The sequence below is a fragment of the Pseudomonas sp. R2-60-08W genome, assembly GCF_003852335.1.
Lineage (GTDB): Bacteria > Pseudomonadota > Gammaproteobacteria > Pseudomonadales > Pseudomonadaceae > Aquipseudomonas.
The window spans coordinates 3,423,142-3,444,751 of sequence record NZ_CP027731.1 but is presented as its reverse complement, the minus strand read 5'-3'; the positions used below and the strand labels follow the sequence as shown (position 1 = coordinate 3,444,751).

Here is a 21,610-nt window from a genome sequence, read left to right as displayed (position 1 = left end):
CTAACGTGCCGGTTCAGCCTTCGTTCTGGCGCAGGCGCTTATACAGGGTATTGCGGCTCACCCCGAGTTCGCGGGCGAGGTGCGATATGTTGCCGCCTGCCGCCTTCAAGCGTTGCGTCAGGTCGATGCTGTCATCCAGTCGCTCGCTGGCGGGCTGCGGTATCGACCCCTGCAAATCCACAAAAAAGTCATCGGGCAGATGCTCCGGGCGGATCGGCTGTTCCTCAGCCATCGCCAATGCCACCTGCAGCACACTGCTGACCTGGCGCAGATTGCCCGGCCATGGATGCTGTTCGAACAGCTTCAGCACCTCGGCACTCAGGCCGGCCCACTGCGTGGGGTCGCGGTGTCGCTGCCACAGTTGCTGGAACAACGCCTGCTTGTCGCTGCGCTCGCGCAACGGCGGCAGTTCCAGGGTCAGGCCACCAATGCGGTAATACAAATCCTCCCGAAAACGCCCGGCTTGCACCAGCTCCCGTAGCGCGCGGTTGGTCGCAGAGATGATGCGCAAGTCCACCGGGAACACCTCACTGCTGCCCACCGGCTGCACGCAGCGCTCCTGCAGTACCCGCAACAGTCGCGCCTGGGTGGGAAGAGGCATATCGCCGATCTCATCGAGAAACAGCGTGCCCTTGTCGGCCTTGCGGATCAGGCCGATGCTGCCCTTTTGATTGGCGCCGGTGAACGCGCCTTTTTCATAGCCGAACAGTTCCGATTCCACCAGCTCAGCCGGAATCGCCGCACAGTTCACCGCGATCAATGCCTGGCGGCTACGGGAACTGGCCTGGTGCAAGGCTTTGACGAATACCTCTTTGCCCACGCCGGTCTCGCCGTGGATCAACAACGGAATATCCTTCTCCAGCAGGCGCTCGGCCTGGCGCACGGCTTTCTCCACGCGTGCGTCGCCAAAATGCAAGGTGGTGAGGCTCACGGCGCTCGGCTTCGCAGGCGCCGGTTCATTGAACATCCGCGCTTGTACCGGCGTCTGCCTGGGGCGCTTGAGCAGGCATTGGAAGCGATTGCGTCCCGCTGCTTGCAGGGAAAACGCCAGCCCCTCCGGCTGATTCAACAACTCCAGCAGCGACACCTTGAACAAGCTGTCGATCATCACTCTCGACAAGCTGATCCCCAGCAGATTGTCCGCGCGCCGGTTGGCCGACAGCACCTGGCCGCTTTCATCAAAGATCAGCAGGCCTGCCCACTGGCTGTCGAGGTTGCTCAGGCCGGTGTTGAACGTCAGCTGGAAATGCTCGCCGCGAAACAGGTTGAGGATCAGCCGGTTTTCCACGGTCTGGCTCATCATCTTGACCATGCCCAGGGTGTGGGAGGGCGGCAGGTAGCTGTCGCTGGAAACGTCCAGCACCGCGATGATCTCGCGTTGCGCGTCGAAAATCGGCGCCGCCGAACCGGTCATGAAGCGGTTGGCCTTGAGGAAATGTTCGTCGTGCTCGATATGCACGGCCTGGGCACAGGCCAACGCGGTGCCGATGGCGTTGGTGCCGCTGGCGTGTTCCATCCAGCTCGCACCCGCGCTGAAACCGCGGGCCAGCCCAGGCTCGATAAAGCGCTGGGTGCCCCACGACGTCAGGACCTGGCCCTGGTTGTCGGCCAGCATGATCAGGCAGTTGGAATTGCTCAGGATGTTCTCGTAGTAGGGCAGCACTTCCTGATGGGTGGTCTGCACCAATGAATGCTGACTCTCCAGCAACTGTCGAATGCCCTCGGCGGGCAGTTGGTCGAAGCTGGGCGCGCTCTGGTGATCCAGGCCGAACGCGCGGCAACGGCGCCAGGAGTCCTGGATGATGGTGTCGTGAGTCAGTGGTTCGGCCATGTGTTGACCTTCATTTTTATTGTTATTGAGTGTGCACAATCTAACGGATGTAACCAGACCCATGTGGGAGGGGGCTTGCTCCCGATAGCGGTGTGTCAGTCAGCATTTCTTTTACTGATATACCGCTATCGGGAGCAAGCCCCCTCCCACAGTCTGATCAGTGTTGTTCAGAACTGTTCATTGTCAACCCCCTCAGTGTTCATTTGTTCAGCCAGGGTGTTCATTCCTGAACATCCAGATTGACCCATTTCCTTATGCATCAACCACCTGCCATTTCTGGCACGAAACTCGCTCTGATAACTGGCCAGATTCATTCCAATAATAAAAAGGTCGTGTCATGTCATTGACCCTGGAACATGTCTCCCGCGTTGTCGAAGGTCAAACCTGGATCGACGACGTAAACCTGCGCTTCGAGGCGGGATCCTTCAACGTATTGCTCGGTCGCACCCTGTCCGGCAAGACCAGTTTGATGCGTCTGATGGCCGGCCTGGATAAGCCCGACAGCGGTCGCATCCTGATGAACGGTGTGGATGTCACGCAAAAACCGGTGCGCCTGCGCAACGTGTCGATGGTGTATCAGCAGTTCATCAACTACCCGACCATGACCGTGTTCGAGAACATCGCCTCGCCTTTGCGCCAGGCCGGTGTGTCCAACGAGCTGATCCAGAGCAAGGTGCTGGAAACGGCGCGGATGCTGCGCATCGAGAAATTCCTGCAGCGTCACCCGCTGGAACTGTCCGGTGGCCAGCAGCAGCGTACGGCCATGGCCCGGGCGTTGGTGAAGGACGCCGAGCTGATCCTGTTCGATGAGCCGTTGGTCAACCTGGATTACAAGTTGCGCGAAGAGCTGCGCCAGGAAATGCGCGAACTGTTCAAGGCGCGCCACACCATCGCCATCTACGCCACCACCGAGCCGAACGAAGCGTTGGCGCTGGGCGGTACCACCACCATCCTGCATGAAGGCCGGGTGATCCAGAGCGGCAAGGCCGCCGAGGTCTATCACCAGCCGCAAAGCGTATTGGCGGCCGAGTTGTTTTCCGAGCCGCCGATCAACCTGATGCCGGGGCGCATCAGTGGCAACGAAGTGAGTTTCGCCAACTTCGTGCATTTCCCGCTCAATGTCGACCTGCGCCCCATCGGCGAAGGTGAGTTCCGCTTTGGCGTGCGCCCCAGCCATATCAGCCTGGTGCCGAGCAACGACGATGACCTGGAGCTGGCGGTGACCGTGGAAGTCGCCGAGATCAGCGGCTCGGAAACCTTCCTGCATGTGCGCAGCGAACACTTCCTGCTCGTATTGCACCTGCCGGGGGTGCACGAGTACGACGTCGATGCGCCGATCCGCGTGTACATCCCCACCCATAAACTGTTTGTGTTCGATGGCCAGGGCCGTTTGGTCCAGGCCCCCGGGCGCCGTGTCGCGAGGGTTGCCTGATGGCCGAGATCCATTTGCAGAACCTGGCGCACAGCTACAGCGCGACCCCGAGCGGCCCAGAGGATTACGCCATCCGGGCAATGAACCATGTGTGGGAGCAGGGCGGAGCCTACGCCTTGCTCGGGCCGTCGGGCTGCGGCAAGTCGACCTTGCTCAACATCATTTCCGGCCTGCTCAGCCCGTCCGAGGGCCAGGTGTTGTTCGATACCCAAGTGGTCAACGACCTCACCCCGGAAAAGCGCAATATCGCCCAGGTGTTTCAGTTCCCCGTTGTGTACGACACCATGACGGTGTTCGATAACCTGGCATTTCCCTTGCGCAACCAAGGCATGGCCGAGGCGAAAATTCACAGCAAGGTGCAGGAAATTGCCGAGGTTCTCGACCTGCAAAACCTGTTGAGCAAAAAAGCCCGCAACCTCACCGCCGACGAAAAACAGAAGGTCTCCATGGGCCGTGGCCTGGTGCGCGACGACGTGTCGGCGATCCTGTTCGATGAACCGCTGACGGTGATCGACCCGCACCTGAAGTGGAAACTGCGGCGCAAGCTCAAGCAGATTCACGAGCAGTTCAACATCACCATGGTCTACGTCACCCACGACCAGCTAGAGGCATCCACTTTCGCCGATAAGATCGCCGTAATGTACGGCGGGCAGATCGTGCAGTTCGGCACACCGCGCGAGTTGTTCGAGCGGCCGAGTCACACCTTTGTCGGTTATTTCATCGGCAGCCCTGGGATGAATCTGATCGAGGTGCAGGCAGAGGCGGGCGGGGTGCGGTTTGCCAATACGTCGTTGCCATTGTCCGAGGCGTTGCAGCAACGTCTCACGGCCACCGACTACAAAAAGCTCCAAGTGGGTATTCGCCCGGAATTTATCCATGTGTGGGACGAGCATAACCCTGACGCCCTGCAGGCCGACGTCACACACCTGGAAGACCTCGGCACCTACAAGATCATGACCCTCAACCTCGACGGCGCCACCCTCAAAGTGCGCCTGGCCGAAGACAAACCGGTGCCCGAAGGCCGCGCCTGCATCAGCTTCCCCGCGCAATGGCTGATGCTCTATGTCGACGACTACCTGCTGGAGGAACTGCCATGAACAAGGTGCAGAACAACAAGGCCTGGTGGCTGGTATTGCCGGTGTTTCTGCTGGTGGCGTTCAGTGCCGTGATCCCGATGATGACCGTGGTCAACTACTCGGTGCAGGATATTTTCGACCAGTCCAGCCGCTACTTCGTCGGTGCCGACTGGTACAAACAGGTGCTGCTCGACCCGCGCCTGCATGACTCGCTGCTGCGCCAGTTCATCTATTCGGCCTGTGTGCTGCTGATCGAAATTCCCCTGGGCATCGCCATCGCCTTGACCATGCCGACCAAGGGGCGCTGGTCGTCGCTGGTGTTGATCGTGCTGGCGATCCCCTTGCTGATTCCGTGGAACGTGGTCGGCACCATCTGGCAGATTTTCGGTCGCGCCGATATCGGCCTGCTCGGTTACAGCCTCAACGCCATGGGTATCAGCTATAACTATGCGGCGAACACCATGGACGCCTGGGTCACCGTGCTGGTGATGGACGTGTGGCACTGGACTTCCTTGGTGGCGTTGCTGTGCTATTCGGGGCTGCGGGCGATCCCGGACGTGTACTACCAGGCTGCGCGCATTGATCGGGCGTCTGCCTGGGCGGTTTTCCGACATATCCAGTTGCCCAAGATGAAAAGCGTGCTGTTGATCGCGGTGATGCTGCGCTTCATGGACAGTTTCATGATCTACACCGAGCCGTTCGTACTGACCGGTGGCGGGCCGGGCAATGCCACCACCTTTCTGAGTCAGACCTTGACCCAGATGGCCGTAGGCCAATTCGATCTCGGCCCGGCGGCGGCGTTTTCGCTGGTGTACTTCCTGATCATCCTGTTGGTGTCCTGGCTGTTCTATACCGCCATGACCCACTCCGACGCCAACCGCTGAGGCCGCCAACATGAGCAAGCGCAAGCTTATACCGCTTTTGATCTACATCCTGTTCCTGCTGGTGCCGATCTACTGGCTGCTGAACATGTCGTTCAAGAGCAACACCGAAATCCTCGGCGGGTTGACCCTGTTTCCGCAGGATTTCACCCTGGCCAACTACAAGGTGATCTTCACCGACCCCAGCTGGTACACCGGCTACCTCAACTCGCTGTACTACGTGAGCTTGAACACGGTGATTTCCCTGAGCGTGGCATTGCCGGCCGCCTACGCGTTTTCGCGCTACCGTTTCCTGGGCGACAAGCACCTGTTCTTCTGGCTGCTGACCAACCGCATGGCGCCGCCGGCGGTGTTTCTGCTGCCGTTTTTCCAGCTGTATTCGTCCATCGGACTGTTTGACACGCATATCGCGGTGGCGCTCGCGCATTGTTTGTTCAACGTGCCGCTGGCGGTGTGGATCCTGGAAGGTTTCATGTCCGGGGTGCCCAAGGAAATCGACGAAACCGCCTACATCGACGGCTACTCGTTCCCCAAGTTCTTCATGAAGATTTTCATCCCGTTGATCGGCTCCGGTATCGGCGTCACGGCGTTTTTCTGCTTCATGTTTTCCTGGGTCGAACTGTTGCTGGCGCGCACCTTGACCTCGGTCAATGCCAAGCCCATCGCGGCGGTGATGACCCGCACGGTGTCGGCCTCGGGTATCGACTGGGGCGTACTGGCGGCGGCGGGGGTGCTGACCATCCTGCCGGGCATGCTGGTGATCTGGTTTGTTCGTAACCACGTGGCCAAGGGCTTTGCCCTGGGCCGGGTCTAGAGGAATCGATGATGGAATGGATGGCCTGGACCACCCCGACTGCGCTGTTCTTTGGCGGCATCGCGCTGATTCTGGCGGGCATGACCACCTGGGAGTTGCGCGCGCCGAGTATCCCTCGGCGTGGTTTTCTGCCGATCAGCACCACCCGTGGTGATCGCTTGTTTATCGGTCTTCTCGGCAGCGCCTACCTGCATTTGCTGGTAATCGGCGCCACCGGCTGGAGCATCTGGGTGGCGACTGCGCTGTCCCTGGTGTGGCTGTTGAGTGTGATGCGCTGGGGCTAGGTGTGCACACCCTGTAGGAGCGAGCTTGCTCGCGAAAATCGTCAACGATAACGCGGTGTTCCCGGTAGCCCACGGTGTCTTTGAGTTTTTCGCGAGCAAGCTCGCTCCTACAAGAGAGGGGTGTCTGCGAGTCCCGTCTTGAAATTAACCAGGAGGTCTCTATGTTGAATAAAAACAATAAGCTGCGACATAGCATTTCATTGGCCGCCGTACTGGCCCTCAGTGGTTTGAGCGCTACGGCCTGGGCCGATGCGTATGAAGATGCCGCGAAAAAATGGATCGGCAGCGAGTTCAAGCCGTCCACCCTCACGGCCGAACAGCAATTGGAGGAATTGAAGTGGTTTATCAAGGCCTCGGAGCCGTTCCGTGGGATGAAGATCAACGTGGTGTCGGAAACCCTCACCACCCACGAGTATGAATCCAAGGTGCTGGCCAAGGCCTTCAGCGAAATCACCGGGATCAAGCTGACCCACGACCTGCTGCAGGAAGGCGACGTGGTGGAAAAGCTGCAAACCCAGATGCAGTCCGACAAGAATATCTACGACGGCTGGGTCAACGACTCGGACCTGATCGGTACGCACTTTCGCTACGGCAAGACCGAGTCCATCACTGACCTGATGGCCAACGAAGGCAAGGATTTCACCTCGCCAACCCTGGACCTCAAGGACTTTATCGGCCTGTCTTTCACCACCGCCCCGGACGGCAAGATTTACCAGCTGCCCGACCAGCAGTTCGCCAACCTTTACTGGTTCCGCGCCGACTGGTTCGAGCGCCCGGAGCTGAAAGCCAAGTTCAAGGAAAAGTACGGCTATGACCTCGGCGTGCCGGTGAACTGGTCGGCCTATGAAGACATCGCCAAATTCTTCAGCGAAGACGTCAAGGAAATCGACGGCAAGCGCATTTACGGGCACATGGACTACGGCAAGAAAGACCCATCCCTGGGCTGGCGCTTCACCGATGCCTGGTTCTCCATGGCCGGTGGCGGCGACAAGGGCTTGCCCAACGGCTTGCCGGTGGACGAGTGGGGCATTCGCGTGGAGGACTGCCACCCGGTGGGCTCCAGCGTTACCCGTGGCGGCGACACCAACGGCCCGGCCGCTGTTTTTGCCACGCAGAAATACGTGGACTGGATGAAAGCCTACGCGCCACCGGAAGCGGCGGGCATGACCTTCTCCGAATCCGGCCCGGTGCCGTCCCAGGGCAACATCGCCCAGCAGATCTTCTGGTACACCGCGTTTACCGCCGACATGGTCAAGCCGGGCCTGCCGGTGGTGAATGCCGACGGTACGCCGAAATGGCGCATGGCGCCGTCACCGGTCGGACCGTACTGGGAAAAGGGCATGAAAAAGGGCTATCAGGACGTAGGATCCTGGACCTTCCTCAAGTCCACGCCGGAGAAGCAGAAACTCGCGGCCTGGCTCTACGCGCAGTTCGTGACCTCGAAAACCGTGTCGCTGAAGAAGACCATCGTCGGCCTGACGCCGATTCGTGAGTCCGATATCAACTCCCAGGCCATGACCGACATGGCCCCCAAACTCGGCGGCCTGGTGGAGTTCTACCGCAGCCCGGCCCGCACCGAGTGGTCGCCGACCGGCACCAACGTGCCGGACTACCCACGCCTGGCGCAACTGTGGTGGAGCAACATCGCGGCCGCCGCCAGCGGCGAGAAAACCCCGCAACAGGCCCTGGACAACCTGGCCAAGGAACAGGACGCAATCATGACGCGCCTGGAGCGCTCCAAGGTGCAACCGGTGTGCGGCCCGAAAATGAACCCCGAGCGTGACGCGCAATACTGGTTCGACCAGCCTGGCGCGCCGAAGCCGAAACTGGCGAACGAGAAGCCTAAAGGCGAGACCGTGAACTACAACGACCTGCTCAAGCAGTGGGAGGCGGCGCGTAAGTAACAGGGACACTGAGTATCAAAAGTGGGAGGGGGCTTGCTCCCGATAGCGGTTTGTCAGTGACCAATGCACTCACTGATCCACCGCTATCGGGAGCAAGCACCCTCCCACATTTGAATCTGCTTCATGAGCCCGTAAGGCATTTGCAACTTGCCGAGCGACCGCTTATCCCCCCTTTTACAACCTCATTTGAATTTTTCGCACATCCCGATGCTCTGCATTCCATAAGCGTGTGGTTTGAAGCGCTTTTGCGGGGCCGCCTTGCAGGGTGGCCCGTTGTAACGGACTTTGCGGAAACTGCCACCATGACACTCCTCACTGCGCTGTCGGGCCAACCGGCCTCTCTCACCGACTCGGCCCCTGGCCGGCATCAACGGGTGTATCAACAGCTGTATGGCGAAGCCCCAGGCGCGGCGGCATTGGCGCGTGACTACCTGCAGGATCAACTGGCGCATGTAGAAAGCACCGCCTGCGACCTGCCCGAAGTGCCCGAACAGTTGCTGGCCTGGGTCGAACAGCGTTGCGCCGTCGTGGCCCAGGCCTATGCCGAGTATCTGGAGCAACGCCAGCAGGGCCGGCCGCGTCGCTATTTCCAGAACAAGGCGCACGCGTTGTATGTGCTGCAGCGCGTGGCCCCGACCAAACAGGTCGACGGCGCCTGGCTCTACGGCCTGTTGCGCTATTGGCAGGACCAGCGTTTCGACGGCCTGCTGACCACCTACCTCGAAGAGTTGGGCGACGGCGAAGCCGCGCAGAACCATGTGGTGATCTATCGCAAGCTGCTCAGTGAGCACGATGCCGACAGCGAGGCCGGGCTTGAAGATGGCCACTACCTGCAAGGCGCCCTGCAGCTGGCCCTGGGCCTGTGCGCCGACGAGTTCCTGCCGGAAGTCATCGGTTACAACCTGGGTTACGAGCAGTTGCCACTGCACCTGCTGATTACGTCATACGAACTCAGTGAGTTGGGCATCGACCCCTATTACTTCACCCTCCACGTGACCATCGACAATGCCAGCAGCGGCCACGCCAGCAAAGCCGCGCAATCGGTATTGAACCTGCTGCCGCTCGGCGAGGGCAGGGAGGCGTTCTACCGTCGTGTTGCGGCCGGGTATCGCCTCAACGATCTCGGCCCAGGCACCACGGCGGTCATCGCAGATTTCGATCTGCAGGACGAAGTGGTGGCCATGCTCGAACGCAAGCGTACCTTTGGCCAGCACATGCATTCGGACTACTGCCGCTTCGAAGGCAAGACCGTCAACCATTGGCTGGCCAAGCCCGGTCAGATCGGGGATTTCCTCAGGGCAATGGAAGACAAGGGTTGGATCAAGCGCAACCAGGACCCCGCCGAGAGCCGCTTCTGGCAGTTGATCGAGGGGGCGGGGGCCGCGATGTTCGGCGTGTTCAGCGGTTATGAAAAACAGGTGCTGCATGACTGGATCGCCGGGGACTGGATCAGCACCCAGCGCGTGCCGCCGGTTCGTCCAGGACGTGGCAGCCGTTTCTCCCGCGAGCAGCATCGTCCTGCGGATCCTGACACCCAGGCCCTGGTGGATTCGTTATGGAACTTGCCCGATGACCAGCAGCTCACCGCGCTGATCCCTTGGATGTCGGCGCGGCGTCACTGCAGCCCCGCAGGGTTGTACGCCACCCGCCGCTTTATCCAACTGCGCGCACGCCTGCGCTAAGGAAACTCCATGTCTGCACAACAACTGGCTGACCGCGCCCTGCTCAACCTCGGCCGAGGCTTGAAGGAAAGCGGTTACCGTTTTATCACGCCGACGCCGCTGACCCACGAGCGCGTGTACCGGCGCCTGGGCACGCCGCTGGCGATGAATATGCGTGACGTATTCGGCTGGTCGATGCCGTTTGACAACGAGCTGTTGCCCGAGGCGTTTCGTGAAGAGTTGCAGCAGGCCGAGGTGATCGAAAAACACGACGCCCTATGGCGCAGCACGGTGCGCTGGTCGAGCCTGGATGACCTGCTGTTTGCCCATTCGCCTTTTCCCACCGTCGAGGCGGACGCGGTGTTTTTCGGCCCCGACAGCTATCGATTCGCCCAGGTTATCCAAGCCCATCTGCAGCAGCGTTTCGAACCGCTCAAGCGCGCGGTGGATATCGGCTGCGGGGCGGGGGTCGGCGCCTTGGTTATCGCCCACGCGCGGCACGACACCGAGGTGCTGGCCGTGGATATCAATCCCCGCGCCCTGCGCCTCACCGCAGTGAATGCCGAGCTGGCCGGCCTGGCGAATGTCAGTGTGTACCAGAGTGACGTGCTGGCCAGCGTCGAGGGTGAATTCGACCTGATCGTCGCCAACCCGCCGTACATGAATGACGACCGCCAGCGCGCCTATCGCCATGGCGGTGGCGCGTTGGGCGAACAGCTGTCGGTGCGCATCGTCAGCGAATCGCTCCCACGCCTCGCCATTGGCGGCAGCCTGGTGTTGTATACCGGCGTGGCCATGGTGGCGGGCGGCGATGCGTTTCTGGAGGCGGTCAAGCCGCTGCTGACCAGCGACGCCTATGGCTGGACCTACCGTGAACTGGACCCCGACGTCTTCGGCGAAGAACTCGATAAACCGGGGTATGAACGCGTCGAGCGGATCGCTGTGGTTGCACTTACCGTTACACGCCTGCGCTGAACGCTCATGCTCACCTTCGGTGTCGAAGAGGAGTATTTCATCACTGACCTGCACACGCGCCAGATGCTCGCCGCACCCTCGGCAACCGTAATCGCGGCCTGCCGAGAAGCCATCGGTGAGGGTTTTACCCATGAAATGTTCCAGGGCCAGATAGAGGCCGCCTCACCGGTGTTCCACTCCGGTGAGGAGGCGGCCCACTACCTGGCAACGGTGCGCCGCAACCTGGCGCGGGCCTTGGCTGACTTCGGCCTGGGCGTGGTGTGCGCCGGCAGCCATCCCTTGGCCGACTGGCGTGAGCAACGGCCCACTGAGCACGGGCACTTCCGGCAATTATTCGAGGATGTGCAGTACGTGGCGCGGCGCAGTGTGTTGTGTGGCTTGCACGTGCATGTCGAGGTACCGGCACGGGTCGATCGCATCGCGGTGATGAACGAGGTGTTGCCCTGGTTGCCGTTACTGCTGTTGTTCAGCTGCTCCTCACCCTTCTGGAACGGTGCGCCCACCGGCTTCATGAGCTACCGCCAAGCCGCCTGCGATGAGTGGCCGCGCATGGGTGTGCCGGAGCATTTTGCCGACTGGGACGAGTACCAGCGCTACTTGGCAATGTTGCAGCGCATGGGCGCGATCGAAGCCGATGGCAACGGCTGGTGGGGCATTCGCCCGGCGGCGCGCTATCCCACCCTTGAACTGCGCATGACCGATGCATGCCCGCGGCTGGAAGATAGCCTGGCCCTGGCGACGTTATTTCGGGTGATGGTCAGCCATGCCTGCGCGATGCAGCAGCCCGGTGCGGGCTTCACCCCCGAGACGCGTTGGCTGCTCAAGGAAAACCGCTGGCAAGCCAAGCGCTTTGGCGCAGCCGGCACCTTTGCGCTGGACGCCTCAGGCGCCCTTTGCAGCGCGCACCAGTGGTTGCAACGCGCTTGCCAGAGGTTCGCCGACACGGCCGACGCCCTGGGTGAAGGCCAGCTGTTTGACAGCCTGCACAGGTTGCTGCGGCGCGGTAACAGTGCAACCGAGCAGCTGCATTGGTACGCGCAGGCGCGCAGCGCGGGTGCCGATGCGTCGGGCGGCCTGTGCCGCGTGGTGGATGGGCTCCTGGCCCAGAGCCGCGGCGACCATTTATCGGTTGCCGCAGCAGGTTGAGGGAACGCTGGGCACTGCATGCGCCCTTAACTAATAAGCCCAACCACAGGAGTGCAGAGCATGCGCGCGATGACCTACCAAGGCGCCCACAAAGTCCAGGTCGATACGGTACCTGACCCGATCATTGAACAGCCCGACGACATCATTTTGCGCGTCACCGCCACCGCGATCTGCGGTTCGGATTTGCACCTGTACCGAGGCAAAATCCCCACCGTGGAGCATGGCGATATCTTCGGGCACGAGTTCATGGGCATCGTCGAGGAAACCGGCCCGGCCGTGACGGCGGTGCAACGCGGTGACCGCGTGGTGATCCCCTTCGTGATTGCCTGTGGCGACTGTTTTTTCTGCCAGTTGCAGCAGTACGCTGCCTGCGAAACCACCAACGACGGGCGCGGTGCGATCCTGAATAAAAAGGCGATCCCGCCGGGGGCCGCGCTGTTCGGCTATAGCCGCCTGTATGGCGGCATTCCCGGTGGCCAGGCCGAGCTGGTGCGCGTGCCCAAGGCCAACGCCGGGCCGTTCAAGGTGCCCGGTGTGCTGGCGGATGAAAAGGTGTTGTTCCTGTCCGACATCCTGCCCACCGCCTGGCAGGCGGTGACCAATGCCGGTATCGGCAAAGGCTCGAGCGTGGCGATCTATGGTGCTGGCCCGGTGGGCTTGCTCAGCGCAGCGTGCGCGCAGATGCTCGGCGCCGAACAGATTTTCATGGTCGACGACCATCCCTATCGATTGGCCTACGCGCAAAAAATGTACGGCGTGATCCCGATCAACTTCGAAGAGGACGACGACCCCGCCGACACCATCATCCGCCAGACCGCCGGCATGCGCGGTGTCGATGGCGTGGTGGATGCGGTGGGTTTCGAAGCCAAGGGCAGCACCACCGAAACGATCCTCACCACCTTGAAGATCGAAGGCAGCAGCGGCAAGGCCCTGCGCCAATGCATCGCCGCCGTGCGCCGTGGTGGCGTGGTCAGCGTGGCCGGGGTGTATGCCGGCTTTATCCACGGCTTCATGTTTGGCGACGCGTTCGACAAGGGCCTGACCTTCAAGATGGGCCAGACTCACGTGCAGCGCTTCCTGCCGGAGCTGCTGGAGCATATCGAACTGGGCCACCTGAACCCGGAAGCGATCATCACCCACCGGCTGTCGTTGGAACAGGCGGCGCGCGGCTATGAGCTGTTCGATAAGTGCGAGGAGGAGTGCCGCAAGGTGATTCTGGTGCCGGGGAGCAGCGACCGGCCGCTGACCGAGCCGCTGGAAGAACTGACGCCTGAGATCCGGGTGCAAGGCGTTCCCGGTTTTTAATTTGCTAATACAAAACCAATGTGGGAGGGGGCTTGCCCCCGATAGCGGTGTGTCAGCCAACCAATGCTTAGCTGGCTCACCGCCATCGGGGGCAAGCCCCCTCCCACATTTGAAGTGCGTTCAAGTCAATGCTTGTGGCTGAATGTGCAATTGGTCATCGACATCCTTCACCAACCCGCTGGCCAATAGCAGTGGCGCCACGCGCTTGTGCAGGTGTGGCTCGACGAATTCCTTGACGGTATCGAGCACCAGCACGCCGCTGAGCGGCAACTCCGCCTTTGTGTAGGACAACCAGGCTTTCTTCAGCACCATCACCACATCACTGCCCGCCGTGGAGGCGAAGCGGCGGTGCGTGGGCTTGCCGTCGAAATTGAAGGTGTGCTGGAACACATAACCGGTCTCATCGCCGCCGCTGGCGCTGCAACGGATGCAGGTGCACGGGCCGTCGCCGAAAGCGCTGCGCAGGTAGGCGTTGAAGTCCACCACGGGCTTGAGTGACAGGCGCTTATCAACCTCGAACAGGTCCCCGGTCATTTTTTCGTCAGTGTTCAACGTCCATTTCCTCGCAAGTCGGTAGCGGTCTTTCAAAGCGCGGCACAATACCAGCCGAGCGCGTGTTTGGGGATTATTTGAACGTGGCGCTTGGTCAACTGGGCAACGCTCAGCGAAAAAATTCACCGGGCGTGGCCTCGAACTGCTGGCGAAACGCGTTGATAAACGCCGACGTCGATTCATAACCACAGCCCAACGCCACATCCGTCACCCGTTCACCTTGCTCCAGGCCGGGCAGGGCGCTCAACAGTCGCAGGCGTTGGCGCCACGCGCGAAACGTCAGCCCTGTGTCGCGCAAAAACAAACGGCTGAGGGTCTTTTCGCTCACCCCCAGTTTGCGGCTCCACTCACCCAGGGTGGTCTGCTGCTCTGGATGCAGATTAAGGCTGCGGTAAATCTGGCGCAGGCGCGGGTCATGGGGCAAGGGCAACATCAAATCCACATGGGGCGCTGCAGCGAGTTGGTCCAACACCACTTGGGCCAGGCGGCCGTCGGGGCCATCCTCGGCATATTCCACGGGCAGTTCGCTGAAGCTGCGAATCAATTCGCGCAACAAATTGCTCACCGCCAGCACCTGGCAGCGCTCGGCCGCCCAAGCGGTCACGCGGCAATCGAGGTAAAGGCTGCGCATTTCGGTATGGGGCGAGCTGTACACGCGATGGGGCATGCCCGCCGGAATCCATACCGCACGCTGCGGTGGCGCAACGAAGCGGCCGGCGCTGGTCTGGATCTCCAGCACCCCGTAAATCGCATATGACAACTGCACCCACGGATGGCTGTGCCGCCGCGTCAGCGCGCGGTTGGGCAAGGATTCGGTGCGCCCATACACCGGTCGTGGCAGGCTGGACAGCCCGGGTACGCTGCGGCGGACGGTTTTTTCGTGTCCTTTAGGCGGCATTTACTGGCTCATTGGCGTTAGTCGGTAACAGGTCGTTACGTTAGAGTCGCCAAGATGCTCTTGGCAACCCCTGGAAGATTTGCTTATGACCCGTCCACGTTTCCTGCCCGACAACTTCACCCTGACGCTGGTCGCCACGGTGATCCTCGCCTCCTTGCTGCCGGCCAGCGGCCAGACCGCCGTGGCCTTCGGCTGGGTCACCAACCTCGCCATCGCGCTGCTGTTTTTCCTGCACGGTGCCAAGCTGTCACGCCAGGCCATCGTCGCCGGGGCCGGGCACTGGCGTCTGCACCTGCTGGTGTTCAGCCTGACCTTCGTGCTGTTTCCGCTGCTCGGCCTGGCGCTCAAGCCGCTGCTGTCACCGCTGATCGGCAACGAGCTGTACATGGGCATGCTTTACCTGTGCGCGCTGCCGGCCACGGTGCAATCGGCGATTGCCTTCACCTCCCTGGCGCGCGGCAACATCCCGGCGGCGATCTGCAGCGCGGCGGCCTCGAGCCTGTTCGGGATCTTCTTGACGCCGTTGCTGGTGACCCTGCTGCTTGATGTGCACGGCGATGGCGGCTCCACCGTCGACGCGATCCTGAAGATCAGCGTACAGTTGCTGCTGCCGTTCGTCGCCGGTCAAATCGCTCGGCGCTGGATCGGCGACTGGGTGGGCCGCAATAAAACCTGGCTCAAATTCGTCGACCAGGGCTCGATCTTGCTGGTGGTGTACGGTGCCTTCAGCGAAGCGGTCAACGAAGGCATCTGGCACCAGATTCCGCTGTGGCAACTGGGCGGGCTGGTGGTGGCGTGCTGCGTGTTGCTGGCCCTGGTGCTGGTGGCGTCCGCGCTGTTGGGCAAGGCGTTCGGCTTTAACCAGGAAGACCGCATCACCATCCTGTTCTGCGGTTCGAAGAAAAGCCTGGCCACCGGCGTGCCCATGGCCCAGGTGCTGTTCGCCGGGGCGACCATGGGCGTGCTGATCCTGCCGCTGATGCTGTTTCACCAGATCCAGCTGATGGTGTGCGCGGCGTTGGCCCAGCGCTATGCGAATCGACCGGAGAGCATTCCTGAGTTGATGACGCAGGTGGATCCGTAAGTCAGGCTTGATACGTTGCCCTGAGACTGCGCGCGATTGTCGCAGGATCGGCGCCAACAGCTGCACGAGAAACCTATAGAATGTTCAACGGCCCGCATGCCCTGCGCGGCCGTTTGATCACTGTCAGAGTACCTCGCCCGTCAATGAGCCTTTCAGCCGCAACCCCTCAAGCCAATTGGCAACCGGTCATCGCCCTGGCGCTGGCCGCATTTGTGTTCAATACCACCGAATTCGTGCCGGTCGGCCTGCTCAGCGCTATCGGCGCCAGCTTTGATATGCCCGTGGCCAGCGTCGGCCTGATGCTCACTATTTACGCGTGGATCGTGTCGCTGACATCGTTGCCGGTGATGCTGCTCACGCGTAACGTCGAACGGCGCAAATTGCTGATCGTGTTGTTTGGCTTGTTTATCGCCAGTCATATCCTGTCCAGCGTGGCGACCAGCTTCGGCCTGCTGATGGTCAGCCGCATCGGTATTGCCCTGGCCCATGCGTTGTTCTGGTCGATCACCGCCTCCCTGGCGGTACGCTTGGCACCGGTGGGCAAGCAGGTGCAAGCCCTTGGCCTGCTCGCCACCGGCACCTCTCTGGCGATGGTGCTGGGCATTCCCCTTGGCCGCCTGCTCGGCGAAGCCATGGGCTGGCGCACCACCTTCCTGGTGATCGCCGCGTTTGCGGCCGCACTGGTGTTCTGGCTGGCGCGCACCTTGCCGCCGCTGCCGAGCCAGAACTCCGGCTCGCTGCGCAGCCTGCCGTTGCTGTTCAAGCGCCCGGCATTGGTGGCGCTCTACGTGCTGACCGCGATGACCGTCACCGCACAATTCACCGCCTACAGCTACATCGAACCCTTCGTCGAAGGTGTCGCCGGCCTGGGCGGCAGTGCGGTCACCCTGATCCTGCTGGTGTTCGGCGGCGCCGGCATCATCGGCTCGCTGCTGTTCAGCCTGGTGCATCGGTTCAATCCGCACGTGTTCGTGATCAGCTGCGTGTTCCTGCTCGCGGCCTGCCTGGCGCTGATGCTGCCGTTGAGCGGCGCCCAATCCTACCTGGTGGTGCTGAGCGTGTTCTGGGGCATGGCGATCATGGGCTTCGGCCTGGCGATGCAGTCCAAGGTACTGGTGCTCGCGCCGGACGCCACGGACGTGGCGATGGCGATGTTTTCCGGCATCTACAACATCGGCATCGGCGGCGGCGCGCTGATGGGCAGTTGGGTCGGCAGCCACTTCGGCTTCGCCTGGATCGGCGCGGCGGGCGGATTGCTGGCGGCGCTGGGGTTGATAGGGTATTGCTTGGCGATTCGGCGGTTTGGGACGGGTGTGGTGCAGAGCTGAACGGGAAAAAAATAGAGGGCGGCCTTGGGCTAATGCCAGTCAGTCAAGGCTTTTTGTAGGAGCGAGCTTGCTCGCGAAAAACGTCAACGATAACGCGTGCTTCCTGAATAAACGCGGTGCCTGTGAGTTTTTCGCGAGCAAGCTCGCTCCTACAGACGGTGGTGTACGCTTAACTGACTGGCATTAGGGCAAGCCCCCTCCCACACAAAACCGGACAATTCCTACAGGGTTCATCGATGTCCATTGCTACCGTCTCGCGGGACCGCCCACCCCCCGTGTGACGGCATGAACTGCAATGGAGTCGAGTGTGCAAAAGCGTTTGATCGCAGAGCTTTTGGGGACCTTCTGGCTGACCTTCTGCGGATGTGGCAGTGCCATTCTGGCGGCGGCGTTTCCAGAGTTGGGTATTGGTTTTGCAGGGGTGTCGCTGGCGTTTGGTCTTACCGTGTTGACCATGGCGTATGCAGTGGGCGGTATTTCCGGCGGGCATTTCAACCCGGCGGTGACCATTGGCTTATGGGCGGGGCGTCGGGTGTGCGGTGCTGATGTGTGGCCTTACATCGCGGCGCAGGTGATTGGCGCAATTCTGGCGGCCGCAGCACTGTACTTGATCGCCGACGGCCAGCCCGGTTTCGAACTCGGCGGTTTTGCCGCCAACGGTTATGGCCCGCTGAGTCCCGGGCACTTCGACATGAAGTCCGCTGCATTGGCCGAGCTGATCGCCACGTTCTTTTTTGTGTTGATCATCATGCGCGTCACGGCGCCGGGGGCAGTGGCCGGCTTTGCACCCATCGCCATCGGCCTGGCGTTGACCTTGATCCACCTGGTGCTGATCCCGGTGACCAACACGTCGGTCAACCCTGCGCGAAGCACCGGGCCGGCGTTGTTTGCCGGGGCGCACTACCTGTCACAGCTCTGGTTGTTCTGGCTGGCGCCAATCGCAGGCGGGGTGATGGGGGCGCTGGCGGCGCGTGCGTTGGATGAACGCGATCCGGATTGATGTGCCTGGGGCTCCTTATAGCCCGTTACCACAGCCCGACGGTTATTTCCCCGCGTGCGCGGCCAGCAACGTTGGACGCGCAACCGCACGGGCACACTTGCCCAGTGCCTGTTGCACATCCGCCAACAGGTCGGCGACGTCCTCAAGCCCCACCGACAAGCGCACCAGGCCTTCGCTGATGCCGTGTTGCGCGCGTTCCTCGGGGGTGTAGGTGGAGTGGGTCATGCTGGCCGGGTGCTGGGCCAGTGATTCGGCGTCGCCCAAGCTGACCGCGCGGGTAAACAGCTTGAGCGCGTTCATGAAGCGCCGCCCGGTATCGATCCCGCCTTTGAGTTCGAAGGCAATCATGCCGCCGGATTGCTTCATTTGCCGCGCAGCCAGTTCGTATTGTGGGAAGGACGCCAGCCCAGGGTAGGTTACCCATTGCACGGCGGGATGCGCCTGCAAGGCTTCGGCCACGGCCTGGGCGTTGCTGCAATGGCGGTCCATGCGCAGGGCGAGGGTCTTGAGGCCGCGCATCAGCAAGGCGGCGTCCTGCGGCGACATCACCGCGCCGGTCAAGTCCTTGAGCCCTTGCAGGCGGATGCGTTTCGCTATCGCGTGACTGCTCACCGCAATGCCTGCGGTGATGTCGCCATGCCCGCTGAGGTACTTGGTGGCCGAGTGCACCACCACATCGGCGCCCAGCTCCAGGGGCCGTTGCAGGTAGGGCGTGCAATAGGTGTTATCGACTACCACGGTGACATTCGGTTGTTGGTGGGCGAGCCGGGCCACCGCGGCGATGTCCACCAGGCGCAGGGTGGGATTGGCCGGGGTCTCGCAGTAGATCATGCGGGTTGCGGGGCAGAGTGCCGCTTGCAGGGCGGCCAGGTCGGTGAGGTCGACATGGCGCACCTTGATGCCGAATTCGCCGATGCCGTGCAGCAGGGCGAAGGTGCAGCCGTACAGCGTCTGACTGACGATTACCTCGTCGCCTGGGCGCAGCAGGGTCCAGAACGTTGCAGCAATCGCGCCCATCCCGGAACTGAACGCCACCGCCGCCTCGCCGTTTTCCAGGGCGGCCATACGCGACTCCAGCAGGGCCAGGGTCGGATTCGAAATACGCGTATAGAAGTGACCGGAGGCCTCCCCGGCAAAGCAGGCCGCGCCGTACTCGGCTGTCGGAAAAGCGAAGGTGGCCGACAGGTAGATCGGCGGTACCAGGGCGCCGTGATGGTCCTTGGGGTCGTAACCGTGGTGAATCGCGCGGGTAGAAAAACCGAACCCAGGGTGTTTATTGTTCATGTCAGGCGCTCCTTATTTCCTACAATGCTATGCTCATAACCACAGTTGAACGTTGCAAAAATGGCTCGAAACGCCGGCGTTCATGGATGAAAACCCGATAAAAACAATGAATAGAGGCACGTTATGCCTGTCAGTCTGGACCGCACCGATAAAGCCCTGTTAAACGCCTTGCAGAGCAATGCCCGCCTGACCGTGGCCGAACTGGCCGAGCGCGTTGCCCTGACCACGTCGCCGTGCTGGCGACGGGTGCGCAACCTGGAAGAGAGTGGGGTGATCAGCGGTTACCAGGCGATCCTGTCCCCCAAGGCCCTGGGCTATGGGGTGACCGCCTTCGTCAGCATCATGATGGAAAGCCACACCCAGGAAATCGCCCGGGCGTTCGAGCAGCGGCTGTTGGCGATTCCAGAGATTGTGGCCTGCCATAACGTGTCGGGGCGCTATGACTTCCTGCTGGAAGTGGTGGCCAAGGACCTGGAGTCATTTGGCGAATTCGCCAGGGAAGTTCTGCAGACCCTGCCCTGTGTGAAAGAAATTTATTCGAGCTTTTCCTACAAGTCGGTGCGGCCGTTGCGGGTAATGCCGTTGCCGGGGTGACGGCACCGCCACTCAAGCTGCCCGTACCGCCTGCACCAACAACGCCTCGAATACCCGCTGCACCCGCGGCTCATCACTGTGGGCCACATTGAACCGCATCAGGTCGCGATGCGCCGGGTCGTAGCCGAACAGTGTGCCGGGCGCCAGCACCATGCTGCGCTTCAAGGCTTCCTGGGCCAGCAGCTCGCCGTTGACGCCGGTCGGCAGGCGCGCCCAGATAAACATGCCGCCTTCAAACGCCATCGGCAGTTCGCAACCGCAGCGCTTGAGCCACTGCTCGACGCGCCCACCGGCTTCCATCAGACGCTGGACCATGCGCTTGCGGTGCTTGGCATAGCTACCCTCACTGAGCATGCGGTACACGATCTGCTCGAACAGCTCCGAGGTCACGCCGCCGCTCATCAACTTCATATTGGTCAGGTTGGCGGCCAGTTGTGGCGCGGCCACCACGTAGCTGACGCGGGCGTTGGCGCTGAGGATCTTGGAGAACCCCGACAGGTAGGTGACCTGATCCAGCCCGGCGACGGCGGCCAGGCGTGGCGGCGGGTTGGGGTGCAGGTCGCCGTAGAGGTCATCCTCGACGATATGGCAGTGGTAGTGCTGGGTCAGTTGCAGCAAGCGAAACGCCTGGCTGGGGCTGAAGGAATGGCCGGTGGGGTTATGCAAGACGCTGGTGGTCAGGTACAGGCTGGGCCGGTGTTCGGCCAGCAGGTGTTCCAAGGCGGTGAAGTCGAAGCCGTCGGGGCGTCGTTCCAGGGTCACCACCTTGACCCCATGCAGGGCCAGGTTGGCGTGGAAGTTGAAGTAGCACGGCGCGTCCAGCAGCACCGTGTCGCCGGGACGCACCAGCAGGCGCATGAGCATGTCCAGGCCTTGCACGGTGTTGGGCGTGGTGATGATCTGTTCCACCGGCACCGACAGGCCCTCGCCGTGCAGTTTCTGTTGCAGCGCCTGGCGCAACGGCAACAGCCCGGCCGGAGTGCCGAGCCCGGCGATGCGCAGCGACGGCGCGCGCACCACGCTGCGCATGGCCTGGCGGATTGCTTCGCCATTCAACCATGCTTCCGGCAAGTGCCCGCCGCCGGGGCGCAGCTCGCCACTGGCGGTGGCCAAGGGGCGGCGCAACACGCTGAGCAGGTCCTGGGGCAGCAGGTCGACCCAGGTCACCGACGCCGGGCGCGCAGTGTCCATCGCCACGAAATAGCCACGGCCCTGGCGGGAGGTGAGCAGGTTGCGCCCGCGCAGGCGGTCCAGGGCCTCATTGAGGGTGAATTTGCTGACGCCGAGGATTTCGGTCAACGCCCGCACCGACGGCAACTTGCTGCCGGGCGCCCATTCACCGGCCTCGATGGCCTGGCTGAAGGCCTCCACGATCTGCTGGACCTTGGGTGTGCCTTCCACAAAGGCGATGGCGGATACCAACATGAAGCGTCCTTTTGTTTGCCGGTACTTTTACCGGTGAAGTCAGGCCAGATTAGGCACCACTTCACCTGCCTGGCGCAATGCCATTCCCCTAGACTGCGCGCCATCTCGCCAGGAATTGGCGAAATTTCCTACACAC

At 61.8% G+C, this 21,610-nt stretch carries 19 protein-coding genes; 14 read left to right on the top strand and 5 right to left on the bottom strand.

Annotated elements, in window-relative coordinates:
• Window positions 1-13 precede the first annotated feature (13 nt).
• Window positions 14-1,831, bottom strand: a complete 1,818-nt coding sequence (locus C4J90_RS15545; RefSeq protein ID WP_124420256.1) for a sigma-54-dependent Fis family transcriptional regulator — start codon at window positions 1,829-1,831, stop codon at window positions 14-16.
• A gap of 337 nt (window positions 1,832-2,168) precedes the next feature.
• Between C4J90_RS15545 and C4J90_RS15540 the strand changes: the two genes are divergently transcribed.
• The 10 genes from C4J90_RS15540 to C4J90_RS15495 all read left to right on the top strand — a co-directional run bounded on the left by C4J90_RS15540 (window position 2,169) and on the right by C4J90_RS15495 (window position 13,309).
• Entirely contained in the window at window positions 2,169-3,263 is a 1,095-nt protein-coding gene (locus C4J90_RS15540; protein ID WP_124404513.1) for an ABC transporter ATP-binding protein, read from the top strand.
• Complete coding sequence (locus C4J90_RS15535) at window positions 3,263-4,360, top strand: ABC transporter ATP-binding protein (protein ID WP_124420255.1); 1,098 nt, start codon at window positions 3,263-3,265, stop codon at window positions 4,358-4,360. The genes C4J90_RS15540 and C4J90_RS15535 overlap by 1 nt, the downstream gene beginning before the upstream one ends.
• Window positions 4,357-5,223, top strand: a complete 867-nt coding sequence (locus C4J90_RS15530; protein ID WP_124363238.1) for a carbohydrate ABC transporter permease — start codon at window positions 4,357-4,359, stop codon at window positions 5,221-5,223. The genes C4J90_RS15535 and C4J90_RS15530 overlap by 4 nt, the downstream gene beginning before the upstream one ends.
• Window positions 5,224-5,233: 10 nt before the next feature.
• The gene (locus tag C4J90_RS15525; protein ID WP_124420254.1) at window positions 5,234-6,034 is read left to right on the top strand and encodes a carbohydrate ABC transporter permease; all 801 of its coding nucleotides are present in this window, start codon (window positions 5,234-5,236) and stop codon (window positions 6,032-6,034) included.
• Between the two features lie 11 nt (window positions 6,035-6,045).
• Window positions 6,046-6,318, top strand: a complete 273-nt coding sequence (locus tag C4J90_RS15520) for a DUF2160 domain-containing protein (protein WP_124363237.1) — start codon at window positions 6,046-6,048, stop codon at window positions 6,316-6,318.
• Window positions 6,319-6,479: 161 nt separating this feature from the next.
• Window positions 6,480-8,222, top strand: coding sequence for an ABC transporter substrate-binding protein (locus C4J90_RS15515; protein WP_124363236.1), 1,743 nt, complete (start codon window positions 6,480-6,482; stop codon window positions 8,220-8,222).
• Between the two features lie 302 nt (window positions 8,223-8,524).
• Window positions 8,525-9,904: an iron-containing redox enzyme family protein gene (locus C4J90_RS15510; RefSeq protein ID WP_124414947.1), complete on the top strand. Its 1,380-nt coding sequence runs from the start codon at window positions 8,525-8,527 to the stop codon at window positions 9,902-9,904.
• Between the two features lie 9 nt (window positions 9,905-9,913).
• Window positions 9,914-10,858, top strand: a complete 945-nt coding sequence (locus C4J90_RS15505; RefSeq protein ID WP_124414946.1) for a class I SAM-dependent methyltransferase — start codon at window positions 9,914-9,916, stop codon at window positions 10,856-10,858.
• 6 nt (window positions 10,859-10,864) lie between these two features.
• Window positions 10,865-12,004 (top strand): carboxylate-amine ligase, encoded by a 1,140-nt coding sequence (locus C4J90_RS15500; RefSeq protein ID WP_124420253.1) that lies wholly within the window; start codon window positions 10,865-10,867, stop codon window positions 12,002-12,004.
• Between the two features lie 60 nt (window positions 12,005-12,064).
• Window positions 12,065-13,309, top strand: a complete 1,245-nt coding sequence (locus tag C4J90_RS15495; protein ID WP_124363232.1) for a zinc-dependent alcohol dehydrogenase — start codon at window positions 12,065-12,067, stop codon at window positions 13,307-13,309.
• A gap of 120 nt (window positions 13,310-13,429) precedes the next feature.
• On the opposite strand, the gene C4J90_RS15490 is transcribed toward C4J90_RS15495, so the two are convergent.
• Complete coding sequence (locus tag C4J90_RS15490) at window positions 13,430-13,861, bottom strand: hypothetical protein (protein ID WP_124420252.1); 432 nt, start codon at window positions 13,859-13,861, stop codon at window positions 13,430-13,432.
• A gap of 109 nt (window positions 13,862-13,970) precedes the next feature.
• Window positions 13,971-14,759, bottom strand: a complete 789-nt coding sequence (locus C4J90_RS15485; RefSeq protein WP_124420251.1) for a helix-turn-helix domain-containing protein — start codon at window positions 14,757-14,759, stop codon at window positions 13,971-13,973.
• A gap of 85 nt (window positions 14,760-14,844) precedes the next feature.
• On the opposite strand from C4J90_RS15485, the gene C4J90_RS15480 reads away from it, so the two are divergent.
• The 3 genes from C4J90_RS15480 to aqpZ all read left to right on the top strand — a co-directional run bounded on the left by C4J90_RS15480 (window position 14,845) and on the right by aqpZ (window position 18,171).
• Complete coding sequence (locus C4J90_RS15480) at window positions 14,845-15,843, top strand: bile acid:sodium symporter family protein (protein WP_124420250.1); 999 nt, start codon at window positions 14,845-14,847, stop codon at window positions 15,841-15,843.
• Window positions 15,844-15,986: 143 nt separating this feature from the next.
• Entirely contained in the window at window positions 15,987-17,171 is a 1,185-nt protein-coding gene (locus tag C4J90_RS15475) for a sugar transporter (RefSeq protein WP_124363228.1), read from the top strand.
• Between the two features lie 295 nt (window positions 17,172-17,466).
• A complete protein-coding gene (gene aqpZ / locus C4J90_RS15470) occupies window positions 17,467-18,171 on the top strand; it encodes an aquaporin Z (RefSeq protein ID WP_124420249.1) in 705 nt (234 codons plus the stop codon).
• Between the two features lie 42 nt (window positions 18,172-18,213).
• Here the strand turns inward: aqpZ and C4J90_RS15465 are convergent, their stop codons facing one another.
• Window positions 18,214-19,455 (bottom strand): methionine gamma-lyase, encoded by a 1,242-nt coding sequence (locus C4J90_RS15465; RefSeq protein WP_124420248.1) that lies wholly within the window; start codon window positions 19,453-19,455, stop codon window positions 18,214-18,216.
• A gap of 123 nt (window positions 19,456-19,578) precedes the next feature.
• Here C4J90_RS15465 and C4J90_RS15460 point away from each other — a divergent pair, with 123 nt between their 5' ends.
• Window positions 19,579-20,049, top strand: coding sequence for an Lrp/AsnC family transcriptional regulator (locus C4J90_RS15460; protein ID WP_124410194.1), 471 nt, complete (start codon window positions 19,579-19,581; stop codon window positions 20,047-20,049).
• A gap of 12 nt (window positions 20,050-20,061) precedes the next feature.
• Here C4J90_RS15460 and C4J90_RS15455 read toward each other — a convergent pair whose 3' ends face one another.
• Window positions 20,062-21,474, bottom strand: coding sequence for a PLP-dependent aminotransferase family protein (locus C4J90_RS15455; protein WP_124420247.1), 1,413 nt, complete (start codon window positions 21,472-21,474; stop codon window positions 20,062-20,064).
• Between the last annotated feature and the right edge of the window lie 136 nt (window positions 21,475-21,610).

What these genes read in the sequence shown, in the direction of transcription:
- C4J90_RS15540 (WP_124404513.1), top strand. Translation starts at nt 2,169, where the DNA reads ATGTCATTGACCCTGGAACATGTCTCCCGCGTTGTCGAAGGTCAAACC.
- C4J90_RS15510 (WP_124414947.1), top strand. Translation starts at nt 8,525, where the DNA reads ATGACACTCCTCACTGCGCTGTCGGGCCAACCGGCCTCTCTCACCGAC.
- C4J90_RS15520 (WP_124363237.1), top strand. Translation starts at nt 6,046, where the DNA reads ATGGAATGGATGGCCTGGACCACCCCGACTGCGCTGTTCTTTGGCGGC.
- C4J90_RS15485 (WP_124420251.1), bottom strand. Translation starts at nt 14,759, where the DNA reads ATGCCGCCTAAAGGACACGAAAAAACCGTCCGCCGCAGCGTACCCGGG.
- C4J90_RS15500 (WP_124420253.1), top strand. Translation starts at nt 10,865, where the DNA reads ATGCTCACCTTCGGTGTCGAAGAGGAGTATTTCATCACTGACCTGCAC.
- C4J90_RS15460 (WP_124410194.1), top strand. Translation starts at nt 19,579, where the DNA reads ATGCCTGTCAGTCTGGACCGCACCGATAAAGCCCTGTTAAACGCCTTG.
- C4J90_RS15480 (WP_124420250.1), top strand. Translation starts at nt 14,845, where the DNA reads ATGACCCGTCCACGTTTCCTGCCCGACAACTTCACCCTGACGCTGGTC.
- C4J90_RS15465 (WP_124420248.1), bottom strand. Translation starts at nt 19,455, where the DNA reads ATGAACAATAAACACCCTGGGTTCGGTTTTTCTACCCGCGCGATTCAC.
- C4J90_RS15455 (WP_124420247.1), bottom strand. Translation starts at nt 21,474, where the DNA reads ATGTTGGTATCCGCCATCGCCTTTGTGGAAGGCACACCCAAGGTCCAG.
- C4J90_RS15535 (WP_124420255.1), top strand. Translation starts at nt 3,263, where the DNA reads ATGGCCGAGATCCATTTGCAGAACCTGGCGCACAGCTACAGCGCGACC.
- aqpZ (WP_124420249.1), top strand. Translation starts at nt 17,467, where the DNA reads ATGGAGTCGAGTGTGCAAAAGCGTTTGATCGCAGAGCTTTTGGGGACC.
- C4J90_RS15475 (WP_124363228.1), top strand. Translation starts at nt 15,987, where the DNA reads ATGAGCCTTTCAGCCGCAACCCCTCAAGCCAATTGGCAACCGGTCATC.
- C4J90_RS15525 (WP_124420254.1), top strand. Translation starts at nt 5,234, where the DNA reads ATGAGCAAGCGCAAGCTTATACCGCTTTTGATCTACATCCTGTTCCTG.
- C4J90_RS15515 (WP_124363236.1), top strand. Translation starts at nt 6,480, where the DNA reads ATGTTGAATAAAAACAATAAGCTGCGACATAGCATTTCATTGGCCGCC.
- C4J90_RS15495 (WP_124363232.1), top strand. Translation starts at nt 12,065, where the DNA reads ATGCGCGCGATGACCTACCAAGGCGCCCACAAAGTCCAGGTCGATACG.
- C4J90_RS15545 (WP_124420256.1), bottom strand. Translation starts at nt 1,831, where the DNA reads ATGGCCGAACCACTGACTCACGACACCATCATCCAGGACTCCTGGCGC.
- C4J90_RS15505 (WP_124414946.1), top strand. Translation starts at nt 9,914, where the DNA reads ATGTCTGCACAACAACTGGCTGACCGCGCCCTGCTCAACCTCGGCCGA.
- C4J90_RS15530 (WP_124363238.1), top strand. Translation starts at nt 4,357, where the DNA reads ATGAACAAGGTGCAGAACAACAAGGCCTGGTGGCTGGTATTGCCGGTG.